Annotated in this window: 10 protein-coding genes, 1 rRNA gene and 1 riboswitch; of the genes, 2 read left to right on the top strand and 9 right to left on the bottom strand. The window is 47.1% G+C overall.

The annotated features are described in order from the left end of the window. Nucleotides 1–631 (bottom strand): 16S ribosomal RNA (locus VFA_RS02675); the annotation flags it as partial. A 537-nt stretch (nt 632–1,168) separates the two neighbouring features. Between VFA_RS02675 and VFA_RS02665 the strand changes: the two genes are divergently transcribed. Beyond that, complete coding sequence (locus VFA_RS02665) at nt 1,169–1,630, top strand: RNA recognition motif domain-containing protein (RefSeq protein ID WP_038150749.1); 462 nt, start codon at nt 1,169–1,171, stop codon at nt 1,628–1,630. On the opposite strand, the gene murI is transcribed toward VFA_RS02665, so the two are convergent. From murI to VFA_RS02650, 3 genes are all read right to left on the bottom strand, one after another. Next, the gene (gene murI / locus VFA_RS02660) at nt 1,593–2,396 is read right to left on the bottom strand and encodes a glutamate racemase (protein WP_004724482.1); all 804 of its coding nucleotides are present in this window, start codon (nt 2,394–2,396) and stop codon (nt 1,593–1,595) included. The two genes, VFA_RS02665 and murI, sit on opposite strands and share 38 nt — an antisense overlap. 72 nt (nt 2,397–2,468) lie before the next feature. After that, nucleotides 2,469–3,143 (bottom strand): Dph6-related ATP pyrophosphatase, encoded by a 675-nt coding sequence (locus VFA_RS02655; protein ID WP_004724480.1) that lies wholly within the window; start codon nt 3,141–3,143, stop codon nt 2,469–2,471. Nucleotides 3,144–3,186: 43 nt separating this feature from the next. Continuing rightward, nucleotides 3,187–5,013 (bottom strand): TonB-dependent receptor domain-containing protein, encoded by a 1,827-nt coding sequence (locus VFA_RS02650; RefSeq protein WP_004724478.1) that lies wholly within the window; start codon nt 5,011–5,013, stop codon nt 3,187–3,189. A gap of 48 nt (nt 5,014–5,061) precedes the next feature. Beyond that, nucleotides 5,062–5,258, bottom strand: a riboswitch (cobalamin riboswitch). A gap of 150 nt (nt 5,259–5,408) precedes the next feature. Between VFA_RS02650 and trmA the strand changes: the two genes are divergently transcribed. Then, nucleotides 5,409–6,518: a tRNA (uridine(54)-C5)-methyltransferase TrmA gene (gene trmA, locus VFA_RS02645; protein ID WP_038150757.1), complete on the top strand. Its 1,110-nt coding sequence runs from the start codon at nt 5,409–5,411 to the stop codon at nt 6,516–6,518. A 337-nt stretch (nt 6,519–6,855) separates the two neighbouring features. Here trmA and VFA_RS02640 read toward each other — a convergent pair whose 3' ends face one another. Genes VFA_RS02640 through VFA_RS02620 form a run of 5 tightly spaced genes read right to left on the bottom strand, consistent with a single transcriptional unit; the run spans nt 6,856 to nt 16,815 of the window. Next, nucleotides 6,856–10,095: a type I restriction endonuclease subunit R gene (locus VFA_RS02640; protein ID WP_232281679.1), complete on the bottom strand. Its 3,240-nt coding sequence runs from the start codon at nt 10,093–10,095 to the stop codon at nt 6,856–6,858. An 18-nt stretch (nt 10,096–10,113) separates the two neighbouring features. Then, nucleotides 10,114–11,442, bottom strand: a complete 1,329-nt coding sequence (locus VFA_RS02635; RefSeq protein WP_004724472.1) for a DNA-processing protein DprA — start codon at nt 11,440–11,442, stop codon at nt 10,114–10,116. Next, nucleotides 11,439–13,538 carry a RecQ family ATP-dependent DNA helicase gene (locus VFA_RS02630; protein WP_004724471.1) on the bottom strand — a complete coding sequence of 700 codons (2,100 nt, stop codon included), beginning with the start codon at nt 13,536–13,538 and terminating at the stop codon, nt 11,439–11,441. The genes VFA_RS02635 and VFA_RS02630 overlap by 4 nt, the downstream gene beginning before the upstream one ends. A gap of 14 nt (nt 13,539–13,552) precedes the next feature. Then, a complete protein-coding gene (locus tag VFA_RS02625; RefSeq protein ID WP_004724468.1) occupies nt 13,553–14,677 on the bottom strand; it encodes a restriction endonuclease subunit S in 1,125 nt (374 codons plus the stop codon). Next, the gene (locus VFA_RS02620) at nt 14,674–16,815 is read right to left on the bottom strand and encodes a class I SAM-dependent DNA methyltransferase (protein WP_004724467.1); all 2,142 of its coding nucleotides are present in this window, start codon (nt 16,813–16,815) and stop codon (nt 14,674–14,676) included. Before VFA_RS02620 ends, VFA_RS02625 begins: the two co-directional genes overlap by 4 nt. Between the last annotated feature and the right edge of the window lie 39 nt (nt 16,816–16,854).

Here is a 16,854-nt window from a genome sequence, read left to right as displayed (position 1 = left end):
TGAGCCCCGGGCTTTCACATCTGACTTAACAAACCACCTGCATGCGCTTTACGCCCAGTAATTCCGATTAACGCTCGCACCCTCCGTATTACCGCGGCTGCTGGCACGGAGTTAGCCGGTGCTTCTTCTGCAGCTAACGTCAAAGAATACCGCTATTAACGATATCCCCTTCCTCACTGCTGAAAGTACTTTACAACCCGAAGGCCTTCTTCATACACGCGGCATGGCTGCATCAGGCTTGCGCCCATTGTGCAATATTCCCCACTGCTGCCTCCCGTAGGAGTCTGGACCGTGTCTCAGTTCCAGTGTGGCTGATCATCCTCTCAGACCAGCTAGGGATCGTCGCCTTGGTGAGCCCTTACCTCACCAACTAGCTAATCCCACCTGGGCATATCCTGACGCGAGAGGCCCGAAGGTCCCCCTCTTTGAGCCGAAGCTATCATGCGGTATTAGCCATCGTTTCCAATGGTTATCCCCCACATCAGGGCAATTTCCCAGGCATTACTCACCCGTCCGCCGCTCGCCGCCCAACAAATCCCCCGAAGGTTCAATGTTGTCGCTGCCGCTCGACTTGCATGTGTTAGGCCTGCCGCCAGCGTTCAATCTGAGCCATGATCAAACTCTTCAATTAAAGTTTTGGCTCAATGAATACTGATAACATTACTATGTAATGTTGAATTGACTGTGCTCGATACCGAAGTATCAAATTGGTCACTCAGTTCATTGATAAATCTTTTGCGATTATCATCAACGAGTGCCCACACAGATTGATAGGTTTATATTGTTAAAGAGCTTTTCCGCTATCGACTTTGCTTTCAAAGCACCGTCGCTAGGGGTGCGTATAATACGCTTAAATTTCTGAGAGTCAACAGTTATTTTTAAACTTTCTTAACTCTTCACCGTGAACCACTTTGTGATATTTGTCTCACTCCGTGTCGGTGAGGCGGCATTATAGGGAGGTCTGAAATTATGACAAGCACTTTTTTCAAATTAATTTTCGTTCGATTAAAAAGCCATCAACTCGCTGTTTATCGAATAAAATTCCAACATTTGAGGGGGGTCACAGCAATTGGTTGGAAAAAAACCAAGCATATACGTAAGATTCATGTGTCTATTTTGTTAATCGTAGACATGCATCTTATTTTTATCTGATAAGTAGTATTTCAATATGAACTCTAATAAATCGATGTTATGGATTATCGCGCTGGTCATTCTTGGCGCTGTTATTTTCTCTCAGGTATCGACTCACCCTTCGGTGAGTTTTGTTCTTGGTGTAGTGGCTGCAGCTATTATCTTTAAACTTTTTACTTCTACTTCTTCACCCAAGGAGTCTCAAGACGAGTCTTCGACTGCAACCAAAACATTGTATGTGGGTAACTTGCCTTATAAGGCGAATGAATCCCATGTGCGCGATCTGTTCGCACAGCATGGCGATGTGTTCGCGGTTCGCCTCATGAAGGACAAACGTACGGGTAAGCGTCGTGGGTTTGGTTTTGTGGTAATGGCCGCTGGTCATGCACAAACGGCCATCGATGCTTTAAATGAGAAGGATTATATGCAGCGTACATTGAAAGTGCGGATTGCCAATGATCCTAAGCACCCTGAAGAGGGAATGGACGAACAGGACTAAATCCTAGTTGTTCCAGCTTTTCATTCAGTGCGTCTTCCTCCCAGGGAGGCGCACTGGAGAAAATGCTGTGCGGATGCTCGTCTTGCATACTGCCCGTTTCTAAATGCAATAGATCTTGTACTCGTCTTGCAATCGCTTCCCCCGAATCCACCAGCATGACATCCTTGCCTAATACGGCCTGAATCTCTTCTTTGATGAGCGGGAAATGCGTGCAGCCCAATACCGCGACATCAATGTGCTGACGCAGTGGACTTAAGATACTCGCCAACTCTTCTAGATCGACCGCTTTACCACGCAGCTTCTCTTCGGCCATATCAACCAGACGTGTTGAGCCCAGCAGTTCGACATTTTTGTCAGAAGAGAAGTCACGAATCAGATCATGCGTGTACTGACGCGTAATCGTTGCTGGCGTCGCAATCAACCCCACAGCTTTATGCGCCAACATCGATGCCGGTTTAATCGCAGGCACAACGCCCACAACCGGAATGGCAAGTTTGGCGCGCAAACGAGGCAGCACGATGGTACTGGCGGTGTTGCACGCAATCACCACGATATCGAAACCTTGCTGAGCGACCAAATTCGTCACCAGCATATCGACGCGCTGCAGCAATGTCTCTTGCGCTAATTCACCGTAAGGATAAGCGGCGTTGTCAAACAGGTAGGTATAACTCACTTGCGGCAGACGCGTTTGTATCTCGCGGTACACGGATAAGCCGCCCACACCGGAATCAAAAATGAGTGCTTTATATTGAGGATGTTCAGACACGCAATACCCCGGTGGTTAGCATCGTTAGAATTCAAAACGCCCTGATCATACTCCCTCTTTACGAATAGGCAACTACTGCGCAATGGCCCCAAAGGACGCCTGATAACGCTGATGACAAAACCGCTCGCCACACTCGACCTGTGTCAACACGAGGTGAATCGGCTGACGAAAACCCGGCGCAAACGTCACCAACGTGTGGAATTCGCCATCTTCTCCGCACGGATCCACACGCTCCGGTAAGCTTTGGATAAACTGAGCGCTGTACCATTGCCCACAATATGAATCATCCAATGCGTGGCCATCAGTGGTGACCACCAGCGTTTGAATGCCACGCGCGAGTATTTCTTGCGCCAGTGCGAACGAATCCTCGCCCAGCAGCGGCAAAACGCATTCCCAGCCCGCAGGCTCGATATAGCTTTTGCGATACTCGGCAATGCCATTACAAAACATGTCACCAAACGCGACAGCTTGTACGCCCAATCCGCTCTGCTGAATCCCATTCACAATCAGAGATTGATACACCGGATTACTGGGAAACACTTCCGGTAATGCAATCTTGACCAAGGGCAATCCCAGCGCCTCGGCCTGCATCTCAACTACATTCAATGGCGTGGCCTGAAATGGCACTTCATCAGCCACATATGTGGTGAACAACCCCACCACTTCGTAGCGTGGGTCTTGTTGCAATCGCAACAGGGTCAGCGTTGAGTCTTTACCGGACGACCAGCTCACAATCACTTTTTTCATCTTTGCCTCTGGATAACAAAAGCCGCCCGAAGGCGGCTTGAGGTTAGAACTGGTACGTGGCGTTCAAGTAGTAAGCTCTTTCTGGTGAACGATACCCGACAGCCGTTTCATACTGTTCATTAAATAGGTTCTCAACACGGGTACGCACGACAAAAGTGTCACTCACCCAATACCCCACCGAGGCATCCCACAAATTCGTCCCGCCGATGTAATCGTCACCTGTCGTTTCTGTTTTTGGCAGATTCAGACGTTTACCGGTGTAGGTGTACGTGGTGTTCACTTCCACATCCCCAAACTGCGCCGATGCTATCCATTTATAGTTCTCTTTCGCACGACGCGCTAGCTGAACACCATTGTCGTCCTTGTGATCTTTAAACTCCGCCACTAACGTATGGTTGATTGGACCGGTATCGAAGTTAACGTCCATTTCGAGCCCTTTAATGCGGGCGTCCACGTTGTCCGAATACCAACTGCCGCTGGTGCTTTCATACCAAATAATCAAATTGTCGACTTTGTTGTCGTACGCTGAGATGTTCCAACGGGCAAATGAATACGCCCCCGAGACACCCACTTCCATATTCCGTGACTCTTCCGCTTCGAGATCAGGTGTGGTGGTGAGGTCCGTGTAGCTTGGCGCTTTATAAGCCGTACCGTACGATGCTCGCACACGATGATACTCACCCAGTTGATAGCCGGCGGCCACCGACCACGTCGTGTGACCATCATACTTGTCATGTTTGTCATGACGCACATTGGCTTCAAGCACCCAATCGCTGATAGTGAACTTTCCAGAGCCGAAAGCCCCTTTCGTGTCTCTGCTCTCCCCTGCCAATGCATGCGCAGAACCGTAATTCAGTGCATCATCGTCAAGCGATTCACGACGTGCATCAATCCCGCCCCCCAACTGAATGTAGTCATTCAACTGATAAAGGTTGGCCCATTGAATCTGAGTGAGATCGATATTCGCTCGCGTGCTGGCGTTGTCCTTGCCTTCACTCTGGCTGTAGTCCAGATTCTCTGTTTGTTGGTAATTGAGGGTGACGAGGCTCTTGAGTTTCGTGCCTTCATAGTTCAGTTGCCCGGTAAAACTCTGGTTATCGGAATAACCGTGGTACACACTACCTGAAGAGTTGTACTCCACATCACTGTCAAACCAACTGGCGGAGACATAACCGACCCAGCGGTCATTGAAGCGATGCTCGTAACCGCCCATCAGATTTTGGCTTTCATAGCCATAATCCACACCGGTCTGCGTGCTTTTAATGTCATAACCATCGGTTTTCTCAAAACCCGCCGCCAGTTGCAGATGTCCTTGTTCATTCACATCCGCTTTCGCCACCACATCGCCTTTGCGCGCTTGATGACTCCCGATACCCACCGTCACTTGTTTCAGGTTATTGCCACGATGGGAGCGAGTAATGATGTTGATGACACCACCCACAGCATCGGAGCCGTACATGGCAGCCCCCGGACCGCGGATCACTTCCAATCGTTCAACCAAACCGAGTGGGAAGCGGTTAATCGCCACGCCACCAGCTGCGGAATCAATACGTACACCGTCAACCAAGACCAGCACATGGCTGCTGTTCGTCCCGCGCATAAACACGGACGCGCTATGACCACGGCCACCATTCTGAGCGATTTCAACACCCGGAACGCGACGCAGCACTTCTGTGAGCGAGTTTGCTTGGTACTGTTCAATTTCCTGACGGCTGATCACCGTGGTTGCGGATAAAACGGAAGTTTGTTTTTGTTCAAATCGGTTTGCGGTCACCACCACCGTTTCGTCTGCGGAAGTGTCCTGAGCGAATGAAAAAGAGGCGTAAGGAAGCAGCGACGCCACTGCCACCGCTAGAAGGGATTTATTCATTATGTTGTCCTAAATCGCGTTAATCCTACTGAGCATGGCTTCGTGCCGCTTCTTCGCTCAGCCGCTGGCAGGTCTTCGGACTTGAGAGCACTGTCTCCTACTAACTCGACTTCCCGCGATCGCAGTGTCACTGAGTGTTCGTTCTCTCTTACCGCTGCGCGTCAGTTCTGGATTCCCACCAGATTCCCTTTTCAGTCATTTAGCCATCTAGGTAGCTAAATCACACCAGCTTGGCGCTGATAGTATTGAGCAATGAGTGAATTGTCTAGCTCGGTTTGGCATAAGCTATAGTTTTACAGATCCAATTCTCATCAAATCGGGCACAAAACTGGACAAGTGCGAGGGATTGAATAAAATCTGCGCTCTTTATTTGAATGCACCCAAAAGGTAAAACCATGGCGACTCTCGATGTAAACCCAAACCACTACCAAGCGCAGCTGGATGACAAGGTCACTCGCCTGACCGACATGTTCCAGGCTTATCAGGTTCCTGAGCTGGAAGTGTTTGAGTCGCCGCAGCAACATTACCGCATGCGCGCAGAGTTTCGCGTGTGGCACGATGGCGATGACATGTACTACATCATGTTTAACCCAGAGACGCGTGAAAAATACCGTGTGGATCAGTTCCCAGCAGCAAGCCGTTTGATCAACGATCTGATGCCGCTGCTAATGGATGCCATGAAAGGTGACGACACGCTACGCCGCAAACTGTTCCAAGTGGATTTTCTTTCGACGCTCAGCGGCGAAGTGCTGGTGTCACTGCTGTACCACCGTCAGTTGGATGACGCGTGGACTGCGGCAGCGAAAAAACTCAAACAGCGCCTGAATGATGAAGGGTTCAACCTCAACCTGATTGGCCGCGCGCGGAAAATGAAAATCGTCTTGGATCGCGACTTCGTGGTGGAAAAACTGCACGTCAACGGCCAACCATACATTTACCAGCAAGTGGAAAACAGCTTTACCCAACCGAACGGGAAAGTCGCGGAGAAAATGCTGGAATGGGCGGTGGATTGCACGCAAGAGAGCCAAGGCGACTTGCTAGAGCTGTACTGCGGCAACGGCAACTTCTCATTGGCCTTGGCGCAGAACTTCGACCGCGTACTGGCCACCGAACTGGCCAAGCCATCGGTGGAATCGGCGCAATACAACATCGCCGCCAATGCAATCGACAACGTGCAGATCATTCGCATGTCAGCTGAAGAATTTACTCAAGCGATGGAAGGCAAACGGGAATTCAACCGCCTCAAAGATGCTGGCGTAGATCTCAAGAGCTACAACTGCAACACCATTTTTGTCGATCCACCGCGCGCCGGCATGGACATCGACACCTGTAAGATGGTGCAAGGCTACGAACGCATTCTCTACATCTCATGCAACCCAGAAACACTCAAAGAAAACTTAGATGTTTTGTGTGAAACCCACCGCGTCACCCGTTTTGCACTATTCGATCAGTTCCCTTACACCCACCACATGGAAGCGGGCGTGATGCTAGAGCGCATTAAATAAGAGATTTAAAGGCTTTTAATTGTAGTAAAAACCACCCTGGGTACGGCTTGGGGTACGGGAAAAAAGCTCTTATTTGCAAAGTATAAGATGGGCTCTTAAATGCGCCCATCTTATATTTGTACACGTTGAGAGCGTCCTCATAAACTCAACTACTACTGACTATCAAGTACACTCTCAGTCGTGGTTATTTGCCTTGGCAAAACTGTTTAAAGACCAGATGTTACGACGACAGCTAAGATCTGCCTGAAATCCACGAATCGTCCGGAGTAGGTTCTAAATCCGGCCTAAAACGGTAGTACTTATGCGCACTACACCTAGAGTCTTATTACGTTTTAAATCATGAACCATAGATAGGAGAAGGCAGTTCAGGATATGCTCGAAAAATATGTAGAAACACCCTTTCAGTTATTACAGAAATTTCTTCCTCTTCATAATCCTCTACTGGTAGACCAGTCTTTTCGTCATAAAGAAAGTCATAAATTTGCTGTTTAACCGCATCACGCGCAGATTCTTTTTGTTGCCAGTTCGACACTTTCAAACGCTCAGCTTTAAGGGTTGCAAGTAGCGAGGTTGCCACTTTCTTGATAGTCACTATTTCTTTTGGTTTTAGGTTCGGTTTGCTCAACAGATCAAAAAGCACCAGAGACTCCTCGTCTAGACCTTCACGCAGAGCTCGTTTCTCCTCTCTCGACAATTCGTCATTCAGAATGAGCAGAGCTTCAAAGGTCTTTTCAATAACAACTCGATCCTTCTCTTGGTTGTATTCCTTCACCAGTTTTTCGTAGTGCTCTTGATAATCAGTTCTCAATGGATTCTGAAACATCAGTCTGGCCAATTTTTGCTCTACCGCATGCTTAAGGGTTTGTACCGTTGTGTTCTTGCGTTCCGAGCGAGCAAACTCTTGGCGTAGTCGCTCAAAGTCGATTTTACTAATATCAAAGATCTTGTCTGAGCTTGGAGCTTCTTCACCGATCTGATGGGAAGTATCAATACTGGCGTCAACAATTGTATGCAGCTCTTTCATGATATCCGTGATATCGGCTTTCTCTTTGTCAGCCTGCAAGCTCTTGTAAAGTATATTGATAGCGTCGCGGATATCTCGATAGCCATTGATCCCCGGTACATTGATACAAGATTTAAATCGATTGAAGACCTCTCGCGACATTACCTCAAATCGCTTTCTAGTCTCATCGTTTTGGTTAATAACCTCTTTAGCTTTGACAATAGCAGCATTGCGGGCGAAACCTGTCTCTGTGATTATCGTCTCTAGCTCAAATTCATGCTTGCGGAGAAACTCGACGACAAAGCTAACGGCCTCATTCAGATTATCAAGCAACTCTTCATTAGGTTTTGCTGGATCGGTTTCATCATTTTCGCCACCATGGCCTTCGTCACCTGTGCCCGCAAAAGTGGCTAGCGCTTTGCGCAAGTTCTTTAGAATTCCACAATAATCAACTATTAGACCGTTACTCTTCCCTTCAGCAACCCGATTAGCACGAGCAATCGCTTGCATTAACGTGTGTGCTTTTAGTGGCTTATCAAGATACAGAGTTGATAATGTTGGAACATCAAATCCCGTCAGCCACATGGCACAGACGATTGCCACTCTGAACGGATGCTCACTGGCTTTGAAGGCTTCTTCTATATCCAGACGAGAGCCGTCTTGTAATTCGAATCCAGTCTTCATTAGCTGACGGTGAGGTTTAATATCCAACCCCCACTTTTCAAACTTGGCAATTTCACCTTGCTCTTCACTGACAACTACCGCCATCAGTGTTTCTTTCATCCAGGCCAACTGGCGCTCACGCCACGCCAAGTCTTGCTCATCCGTTGCCTTAGAAAGACTGGCTTCCTTGGTTTTAATGTGTTCCTGCCAATAGAAATCAATTAACTTGTGCATGCGTACACAAGTGATTTTATCTAAGCAGACAAACATAGCCTTACCCGTTTCCCACCCGTTGGCGTAATGGGAAACAAAGTCTCGTGCTATCTGATCTAAACGGCTTGAAGATGTGATGATGTGATAATCACGCTTCAGTTCACGTTCTAATTTTTGCTGAACATCCACATCATCAACTTCCAATTCTTCAAGCTTTTCAGCAATACGCTCGTTGAGTCCCTTAGGGTCAGCCACACTGTGTTGGTTACCATCATCATCAGTAAAGACCAAATCCTCACCACGAGCGTCGTAATAAAGCGGAACTGTCGCTTTATCCTCAACAGCTCTTTGGAAGTCATAGGTTGAGATGTAATCACCGAAAAACTTCTTCGTAATTTCATCTTCTTTAAATAGCGGCGTCCCCGTAAAGCCAATGAAGCTGGCCTTCGGCAAGGCATTACGCATATTTAGCGCCAAGTCACCATATTGAGTGCGGTGAGCTTCATCGGTAATAATGATGATGTCATCGCGCTCTGAATACGGTTTTTTAGGATCGACTCTCTCGTTGAACTTCTGAATTAGAGTAAAGACAAATGCCTTTTGCTCACCGATAAGCGACTTCAGATCCTTCCCACTCTTAGCTCGACACGGGTCTTTATCGTTGTTGACCAGGCCACATCCGGCAAAAGTTTTATAGATTTGCGTGTCTAAATCTTCCCGATCGGTCAGAACTAGAAAGGTGTAGTTCCCCCCCAACTTTCGGTGCACCATTTGGGCAAAAAACACAATTGAATAGGATTTACCGGATCCTTGCGTATGCCAAAAAACGCCAAGCTTACCAAGACGTTCATTTCGATTAACAACAGCATCAACAGCACGGCAAACACCCAAATACTGGTGGTTTCGAGCAACAATTTTTATCAAACGGCCTGAGCTTTGATCAAACAACGTGAAGTTCTCAAAGATATCCATCAGGTTTGTCTTGGAGCAGGTACCTTTTAAAAGGGTTTCCATCTCCACAACACCTGGCTCTTCCTCGCTAAGACGCTTCCAATCATTAAAGTGCTCGAACTGACTTGAAACTGAACCAATTTTGGCATCAATACCATTCCCTAATACGATAAAGGCATTGTGATAGAAAAGGTGTGGGATGGTATCTTTGTAATCTGAAAGGTTTTGTTCGTATGCTGCTCGAATATCTTTGTGTACGTTTTTCAGCTCCATAAACAACAGTGGAATACCATTTACAAAACCGACCACATCAGCTCTTCGCCGATAGATCTCACCTTTCACCCAAAACTCACGAACAATCAAAAAGTGATTGTTTTCGTAGTTATCGAAATCAAACAAACGAAGGCTTTTTTTGACCCGAGCGCCTTTATCATTGGTGAAAGTAACGTCTACACCATTTTTGTGTAACGCGTACTTTTCTTTGTTTACACCAACAATATTGCGAGAGGTTGGAGCATCAACAACAATCCGCATGGCTTCTTGATAGGCCTCGGTGGGTAACCCTGGATTGAGCTCTATAAGCTTTTCACCAAGGTAGCGGGTAAGAACGACTTCCTGCTCTGAGGCTCTGCCAAGATCCCCTTCTTTACCCATCCGCTCGTGCAGCCCCATGAAAGACTCATCCCATTTCAATTCATTCAACAGATAGTCTGCAGTTACCTCTTGAACTAGGATATCTTCTGTCATGGGCATGGCTTTATCCTTTTAGTTGTTATTGATTACCTGATAGCGCACTGGCTTACTCAGCTTCTTCACTACACATTCTTCACTTGCTCTTTTCAGCCAATCATTGAGTTGTGATTTATGAAGCTCTGTCTGCTCGATGAGTTCTTCGAGCGTGATTGGAGAGCTGGCTAATCGATAGAGCTCACCCAAAAAGATATTATAAAAATCAACAGGGTGTGGCGCTATCGATTCATTAACATCTTCTGATTGTTCTTTTTCCGATGTTTGAGCGACTTCATCATTGTTGACATCCATCATTGAATTAGAAGCTGTCTCATTTTCAGTTTTCTCTTCTGTTTCTAGCTCATCAAATTTCCCAGGCAGGTCTGGAGTGGTGAAGAGATTGTGCTGCGTAGGCGTAGATACCAACGAATTCTGCTTATTTGGTTGTAGCATTGAGGCTATTTGAAGCATGGAAAGATCAGATTCAATCCAAGCGCCGCCTTTCTCCACCAAATCCGCATTTGCAGCATTGGTATCATTGGTTGGTTTAACCCACAAAGGTACCCAACCTTTCTTGAGGTTTTCCTCTGCACCATTTAAGGTACCACCTTTCTTTCCTGAGTGAATCACTAACGAACTTGAAGCCATACAATAGATGTACTTATTGCGAGCCATTGCATTACCAGCATTGAAGCCCGCCTCTGGATAAAATGGAGACACAAGTACAACGTTGTTTTCGAGCAAGCCCTTACGCCATTTGGCGCTGGTTGCCGCTTTGAGCAGGCTATCAGCCATCACACCAATCACTGAACCACCACGAAGCATAGCGCCCTGCATAGCCGCCTCATCTACACCTCTTGCACCACCAGATACGATAGCAATGCCTTCTGAGGCGGCTTTTACACCTAATTGTTCAGTAAAAGCAAGATCAGCAACGCTCGCATTTCTTGAGCCAATTACAGCCAAGCCACCAAAATTAAGTAATGACTTATTACCACAACCAAATAAAACTGGGGGAGAATCATTTTTTAACCTAAGCTTCAAACGCTTGGGATAATCAGGATCAGATCGGGTCACTAACCAAAGACCTGCACGTTGCCATTTTTCAACCGCCAAAGCCAGGCTGTGGCCTCTGCTTAACAAAGATTCGATACGTTCTATGCTAACTCGAGTATCGCGCCACCCATTCAGCAAAGGCCTAGGGTCTGAAACCAATAAATCAGCTGGCGTAATTGATTTATCTTTCAACCACAAAGCAAAACGTCCCCATTCTGCATTGGAGAGAGGCTTTACATCCTCAGTGTTTGCTTTCGAAAAATAACTCGTCAGCAACAATGTTGCCTGTGCTATTGGCGATAAATTCATGCGTCGTTCACCGAAGAAGAGGCCAAAGCAACGGGATATACATCACCACTGCCTGCTTGTTTTAGTAATGCTGCGATAACGGTCAGCGTCCATCCTGAATCTACAATATCATCAACAAGTAACATTGAGGTATTAGGAACGGGTTGAGTGATGGCAAACGCACCATCCAAATTACGACACTGATGGAATCGGTTCTGTTGACCTTTTTGAGGCTGATTGTTCTTCACTTTACTTACTGCGTCTATAAATGGCAGCTCAAGCCTAAGTGCCAGCTTACGTGCAAATTGAGGCACTAGCTCAGGATGGTTACGGGAAGGCACACAGCACACCCATTGCGGCATCGGGTTTGGATGCCAACGCTCCAAGATCATAGTCGCCATCGCTTCGACCAGTTCATCGCTAAACTCACCAGCGTGTTTTTGATCTGCTACCAATCTACCCCAGCCTGCATCACCCCATCGGGAAAGCACACGCCCCTCGTTCGCCCGAAGGTTCTGAGGAAGGTTGCCACGGAACCCATATTCCAAAAAGGCATTTGCAGCGACTTGTGCTCGAGGCTTTATAACCATCTCCGCATGTTTAAGGAATGTGGCCGCTTGATGGGCTAATGCAGGATTGACTGGAAGATTAATGACAGCTTTCCCAAGACAAGATGCGCACTTTCCGCAAGGGGTAGGGTCATTGTCATCCAACGCACGGCGAAGATAGGTCATTTTACAACCAGCAGCACCAAGGTAAGCCTGAACTTCTTGCCACTCTTGTTCTCGTTGAGACGTGAGGTGTTCGATACGCTCCCGATCCATGGTGAAATGAACAGCCGTCCTGCGCCATTGAGATTCCACTTTGATAACAGGCGCAGGGCTTTCAACACTCAGCAGCTTCAAGACCTTTTCAATCTGACCATGACGAAGGTTGGTTCTCTCTTCGATACGAGGAATCGACAACCCATCACTGGCCGCCAATACAGCAAGAATTTCATTAACCTGCGGCTCAGAAGGAAACGCTGATGAACGGAAAAACTCATGAATATCAGCATCTTCCGCTCCTGACATCAGTACACCAATCGCATGCTCAATGCCTCTCCCAGCACGACCAACCTGTTGGTAATAAGCCACAATAGATCCCGGAGCCTGATAATGGATAACAAAGCTCAGATCAGGTTTGTCGTAGCCCATCCCCAGTGCAGTCGTTGCAACAAGGGCCTTAATATCGTTTTGGAGAAGCATATTTTCGAGATGCTCACGATAGTCGTTGCTGTTTTCAAAGCCTTCAGCCTCAACACTACCATGGTAAGCACAAGCATTAATGCCGTTATCTTTAAGCCACTGTGCAACTTGTTCTGCATCACGCACCGTTAGTGTGTAGACAATCCCAGTCCCTTCTAGCGTAGGGATCACCTGCGCTAACCATGCCAAACGCGATGCCTGATCCGGCAGTACCATGGTTTGCAGCGCCAAGCTGTCGCGAGACAAAGGCCCTCTTTGGATTTGAATGTCACCCAGTTGTATTTGGATATCCTCCACCACACGGTTGTTTGCCGTTGCCGTTGTGCCCAAGACTGGCGTATTGGGCGGTAACTGACGCAGAATATTCACAATGCGGCGGTAATCAGGGCGGAAGTCGTGCCCCCAGTCTGAAATACAGTGCGCCTCGTCAATCACCATCAACGAGATGCGATCAGAAATAGGCTGAAGTACAGTTTCAATGAAGTTGTCGTTTGCCAGCCGCTCAGGGGAGATCAATAAACAATCGATCTGATTATTCAAAATGCGTTGCTTTACTGCTTCCCAATCCGCGGTATTGGTAGAGTTCATGGTTTCCGCAACAATACCTAGACGCTGTGCCGATTCTATCTGGTTGCGCATCAAAGCCAGCAAGGGAGAAACGATAATGGTTGGCCCCATACCGCGATCACGAAAAATTTTGGTGCTTATAAAATAAACCGAGCTTTTACCCCAGCCCGTGCGCTGAACAACCAGCAATTTCTGCCGATGATTGACCAAGGCATCTATCGCTTCCCACTGCCCATCTCGGAACTCAGCGGTAGGGTTTGCTAATGCAGTTTGTAATAGTTGTTGGGCCTGAACTCGGTTCATATTCTCTCCTTGAATTACACGGTCAATTCACCGCTCATCAGTTTGGGCAACAGTAAATCTCGGGCTTGAGCGAGTTTGATATTCTGAGTTCTAAGGATATTGATCTGCGTATAAGTATCTTGAACTTGCCTTTCGTACTGCTCTACAAGATTCTTTGTTGGCACTAGTGTGGACGACTCTTCAAACACACGTGCTGTAACTGCGGGATAAGCAGCTCCACCTGCTCGATTGGTTAAATAGCCAACATATTCATTGGTGGTTAAAGACTGATATAGAAAAAGTGGCGATACTTCTGTAGCAGAGATAACAGCAAACCCAGTTGAAGCAATCAATCGGTCATGTGGCTCCCATACCAAGGCATGAGAACGACGATTAGGCCTTACACATGACCATAAAATATCGCAATGCTGAACAATGCGCCTAGCCCTGCCAGGTGCATCGATAAACTCATACCAAGTTGTATCTGAAATACTATGAGTAGAGACACAAGAAATATCTATATATTCGATTTTCTCATCGAAACCCTTTTTCAAACTAGCCTGATTAACTTTTGCAATATCTGTTAACTGCATATTTTTCCACCCCTCAGGCAGGCCATCAACGATGTTGACCTGTTCATGCCCCGGGAAGCGCAGGTGAACGAACCATTCCTGATAAAGAAGGCGTGCAGATTCCTCCAAAAGCTGGATACGGCGGCGGTTGTTTTCAATGAGGTCGTCGTAAGGAGAGATGATTTTTTCAACGGCAACCTGAACATCATGGTCTTTGGTGCATTTTACTTTGCGTGCATGCAGATCATTACGATTAACTCCAGGCACGGCAGCCTTGTCACTCTGCATTCCCTTCAAAACTGATTGAAGAAAATAGTAAACAAATTTGGGCCTGTTTCCTTTAAAGTCTTGAACGTACAAAGAGGTATTTAACGGCCAGCACTCTCCTTCGACATAGTAAACCTCTCCCAAAGTGCCATATCGACCTGTTACAACAGCAGGACCCTCGACTTTAGCTGTATTGTGATATCCAGTTATGCCTGAAGAAGAAACAACAGGGACACTACCACTCTTTCGAGCGGAGTGAGGTAAGTCATACCCCCTTTTTAAAGTCAGTATGTCGCCAAGTTGACATTCAACCCAACTCATATCCCCAGCTCCTCAAAGTTGCATGTAATCTTCTGAGCCAACTCAATCGCTTCTGCGTTCAACCCTTGAAGCTCAATATGAATATCTCGCAGCGTTTCTTCGAAATCGAAGTCTTCATCCACCTCTTCAGTCGCAACCCCCACATAACGTCCTGGTGTCAAACTCCAGTCAGCGGCCTCAATATCTTTGATGTCCACTAACTTCACCAGCCCTTCTATGTCACGTAGCTTGCCTTCCGGGAAACGGCTTAGTAGCCAATGCGCCTGCTTATAGAAGTAACGCACCAGCTTGAGCTGCTCGATAGCCTGCTTGCGTGTTTCATCAGCAGACTTTTTCAGATTGTTACGACCACGGCCATTAAGCAAAGTGTTATCCCAAAGTTCGCTGTCTTTTGCACCATTGGCTTCAGCCAGCTCGATGACGCGAGTTGCCAGCTTATATGCCAAATCCAACTCTTTGATCAGATTCCGGCTTTGATCCGCCAGAGCTTTGAGGCTTTCGCCTTTGTCGATAAACGTGACCAGACCGCTAGCCTGATTAATGTCATCAGCACTCCAGCGTTTTTGTAAGCTTGAGGTTATCGCTTGCATTGCAGACCAGCTTTGTTCAGTCATCCCTTTGACATGCAGGAACTCGGCGTGAATATCCAAATCAACACCGGCTTTTTCCAACGAGGCCATAAATGGCGCAAAGGCTTTTTTTAACTTTTCCAACTCAGCGATAAAGTCAGGAACGTATTTGACGTCAGATCTTTCAATTTTCCCGCACTGCTGTGCTTCCAACAAACTACGCGAAATGTACTCTCGCACCAGTTCAATAAACCGCTTACCTTCATTGCGGTATAGCCAAACAATGGCGGTCAGGTTCTTTTGTTGCTCAGGGCTGAAATCATAAATCTTGCGCGTAACTTTTCGGTACACGTTACGTGCATCCAGCATCAATACTTTGTTTTTCAGGTTGGCAGGCTTGTTCTTATCTAAGAACCAAAGCTGGCAAGGCACACTCCGGGTATAAAAGAAGTTGCCACGAACATCGACCATGATGTCAACGTCACCCGTTTTCACCAATTGTTCACGCACCTTCGCTTCATCACGTCCGGCACTCGATGCCTGTGAAGACATCACAAAGCCTGCGCGTCCTGTGTCGTTCAGGTAGCTATAGAAATACTGAATCCACAAGTAGTTGGCATTGCTAACTTTTTTGTTTTTATTGACTCCCGGCAGTCCAAACGGCAAACGCGCTTGGTCTTTTTTGACTTTGTCAGCATCTACCTCATCAACGTTAAACGGTGGGTTAGCCATTACATAGTCCACGGTACCAAACAACCCTTCATGAGGGTCGTTGTAGTAAGTGATGGCGCTTTCACCACCTTCAACGTTGCCTTCTAAACCATGTACGGCCAAGTTCATTTTGGCGAGGCGGGTAGTTACACGGTTTTTCTCATGTCCGTAGAAGGTCAGTTCTTGCGGGTTCTGAGCGTTACGCTCCATAAAGTGGGCGCTTTGTACAAACATACCGCCCGAACCACAGGCTGGGTCAAAAATCTTACCATGATCAGGTTCCAACACATTAACCAGCAGTTGCACCAAAGAAACTGGTGTGAAGAATTCACCGCCATCGTGAGCACCTTGGTCGGCAAACTCAGTCAGGAAGTATTCGTAAATACGCCCAAAAATATCGCCGCTGGCTTGTTTCAGTTCTTCTGGGTTTAAAGTGCGCAGCAACACACCGAGAACATCGTTCGGGATATTGTTGTATTCCTGCTTCGGCAATTGGTCTTTGAGGTTTTTGTAATCTTTCTCAATGGATTCCATCGCCTGAATAATTGCTTCCGCACGCTTATCTGCATCGGTCAGAGCAATCAGGTAATCAAACTGAGCTTCTAGAGCGAGGAATATGGCACTCTTCTGTGAGAAATCTTCTTTGGTCAGTTCGCGTGTTTTACCACCACGACTTGGCAATTCAGCGATAATCTCTTCTTTGACCGCCAGATAACGACTATAAGCATGACGCAAAAAAATAAGCCCCATGACTGGGAGAAAGTATTCATTACTCGCCAGCTCAGAGTTAGCTCTGAGGTTATCGGCGGATTTCCAAAGTCGTTTTTCGATTGCTTCGATATTTTCTAGTTGTGCCATAAGGCCAAATCCTGATCATTCTTGGAGTAGCATTCAACA

The organism is Vibrio furnissii CIP 102972 (assembly GCF_000176175.1).
GTDB lineage: Bacteria > Pseudomonadota > Gammaproteobacteria > Enterobacterales > Vibrionaceae > Vibrio > Vibrio furnissii.
Note: the sequence above shows the minus strand (reverse complement) of the source record. Positions and strands in the feature narration are given on the sequence as shown.

Excerpts from the sequence above, each read along its gene's own strand:
- VFA_RS02655 (WP_004724480.1), bottom strand. The coding sequence starts at position 3,143 with ATGAAAAAAGTGATTGTGAGCTGGTCGTCCGGTAAAGACTCAACGCTG.
- trmA (WP_038150757.1), top strand. The coding sequence starts at position 5,409 with ATGGCGACTCTCGATGTAAACCCAAACCACTACCAAGCGCAGCTGGAT.
- VFA_RS02635 (WP_004724472.1), bottom strand. The coding sequence starts at position 11,442 with ATGAATTTATCGCCAATAGCACAGGCAACATTGTTGCTGACGAGTTAT.
- VFA_RS02625 (WP_004724468.1), bottom strand. The coding sequence starts at position 14,677 with ATGAGTTGGGTTGAATGTCAACTTGGCGACATACTGACTTTAAAAAGG.
- VFA_RS02640 (WP_232281679.1), bottom strand. The coding sequence starts at position 10,095 with ATGACAGAAGATATCCTAGTTCAAGAGGTAACTGCAGACTATCTGTTG.
- VFA_RS02620 (WP_004724467.1), bottom strand. The coding sequence starts at position 16,815 with ATGGCACAACTAGAAAATATCGAAGCAATCGAAAAACGACTTTGGAAA.
- VFA_RS02665 (WP_038150749.1), top strand. The coding sequence starts at position 1,169 with ATGAACTCTAATAAATCGATGTTATGGATTATCGCGCTGGTCATTCTT.
- VFA_RS02650 (WP_004724478.1), bottom strand. The coding sequence starts at position 5,013 with ATGAATAAATCCCTTCTAGCGGTGGCAGTGGCGTCGCTGCTTCCTTAC.
- VFA_RS02630 (WP_004724471.1), bottom strand. The coding sequence starts at position 13,538 with ATGAACCGAGTTCAGGCCCAACAACTATTACAAACTGCATTAGCAAAC.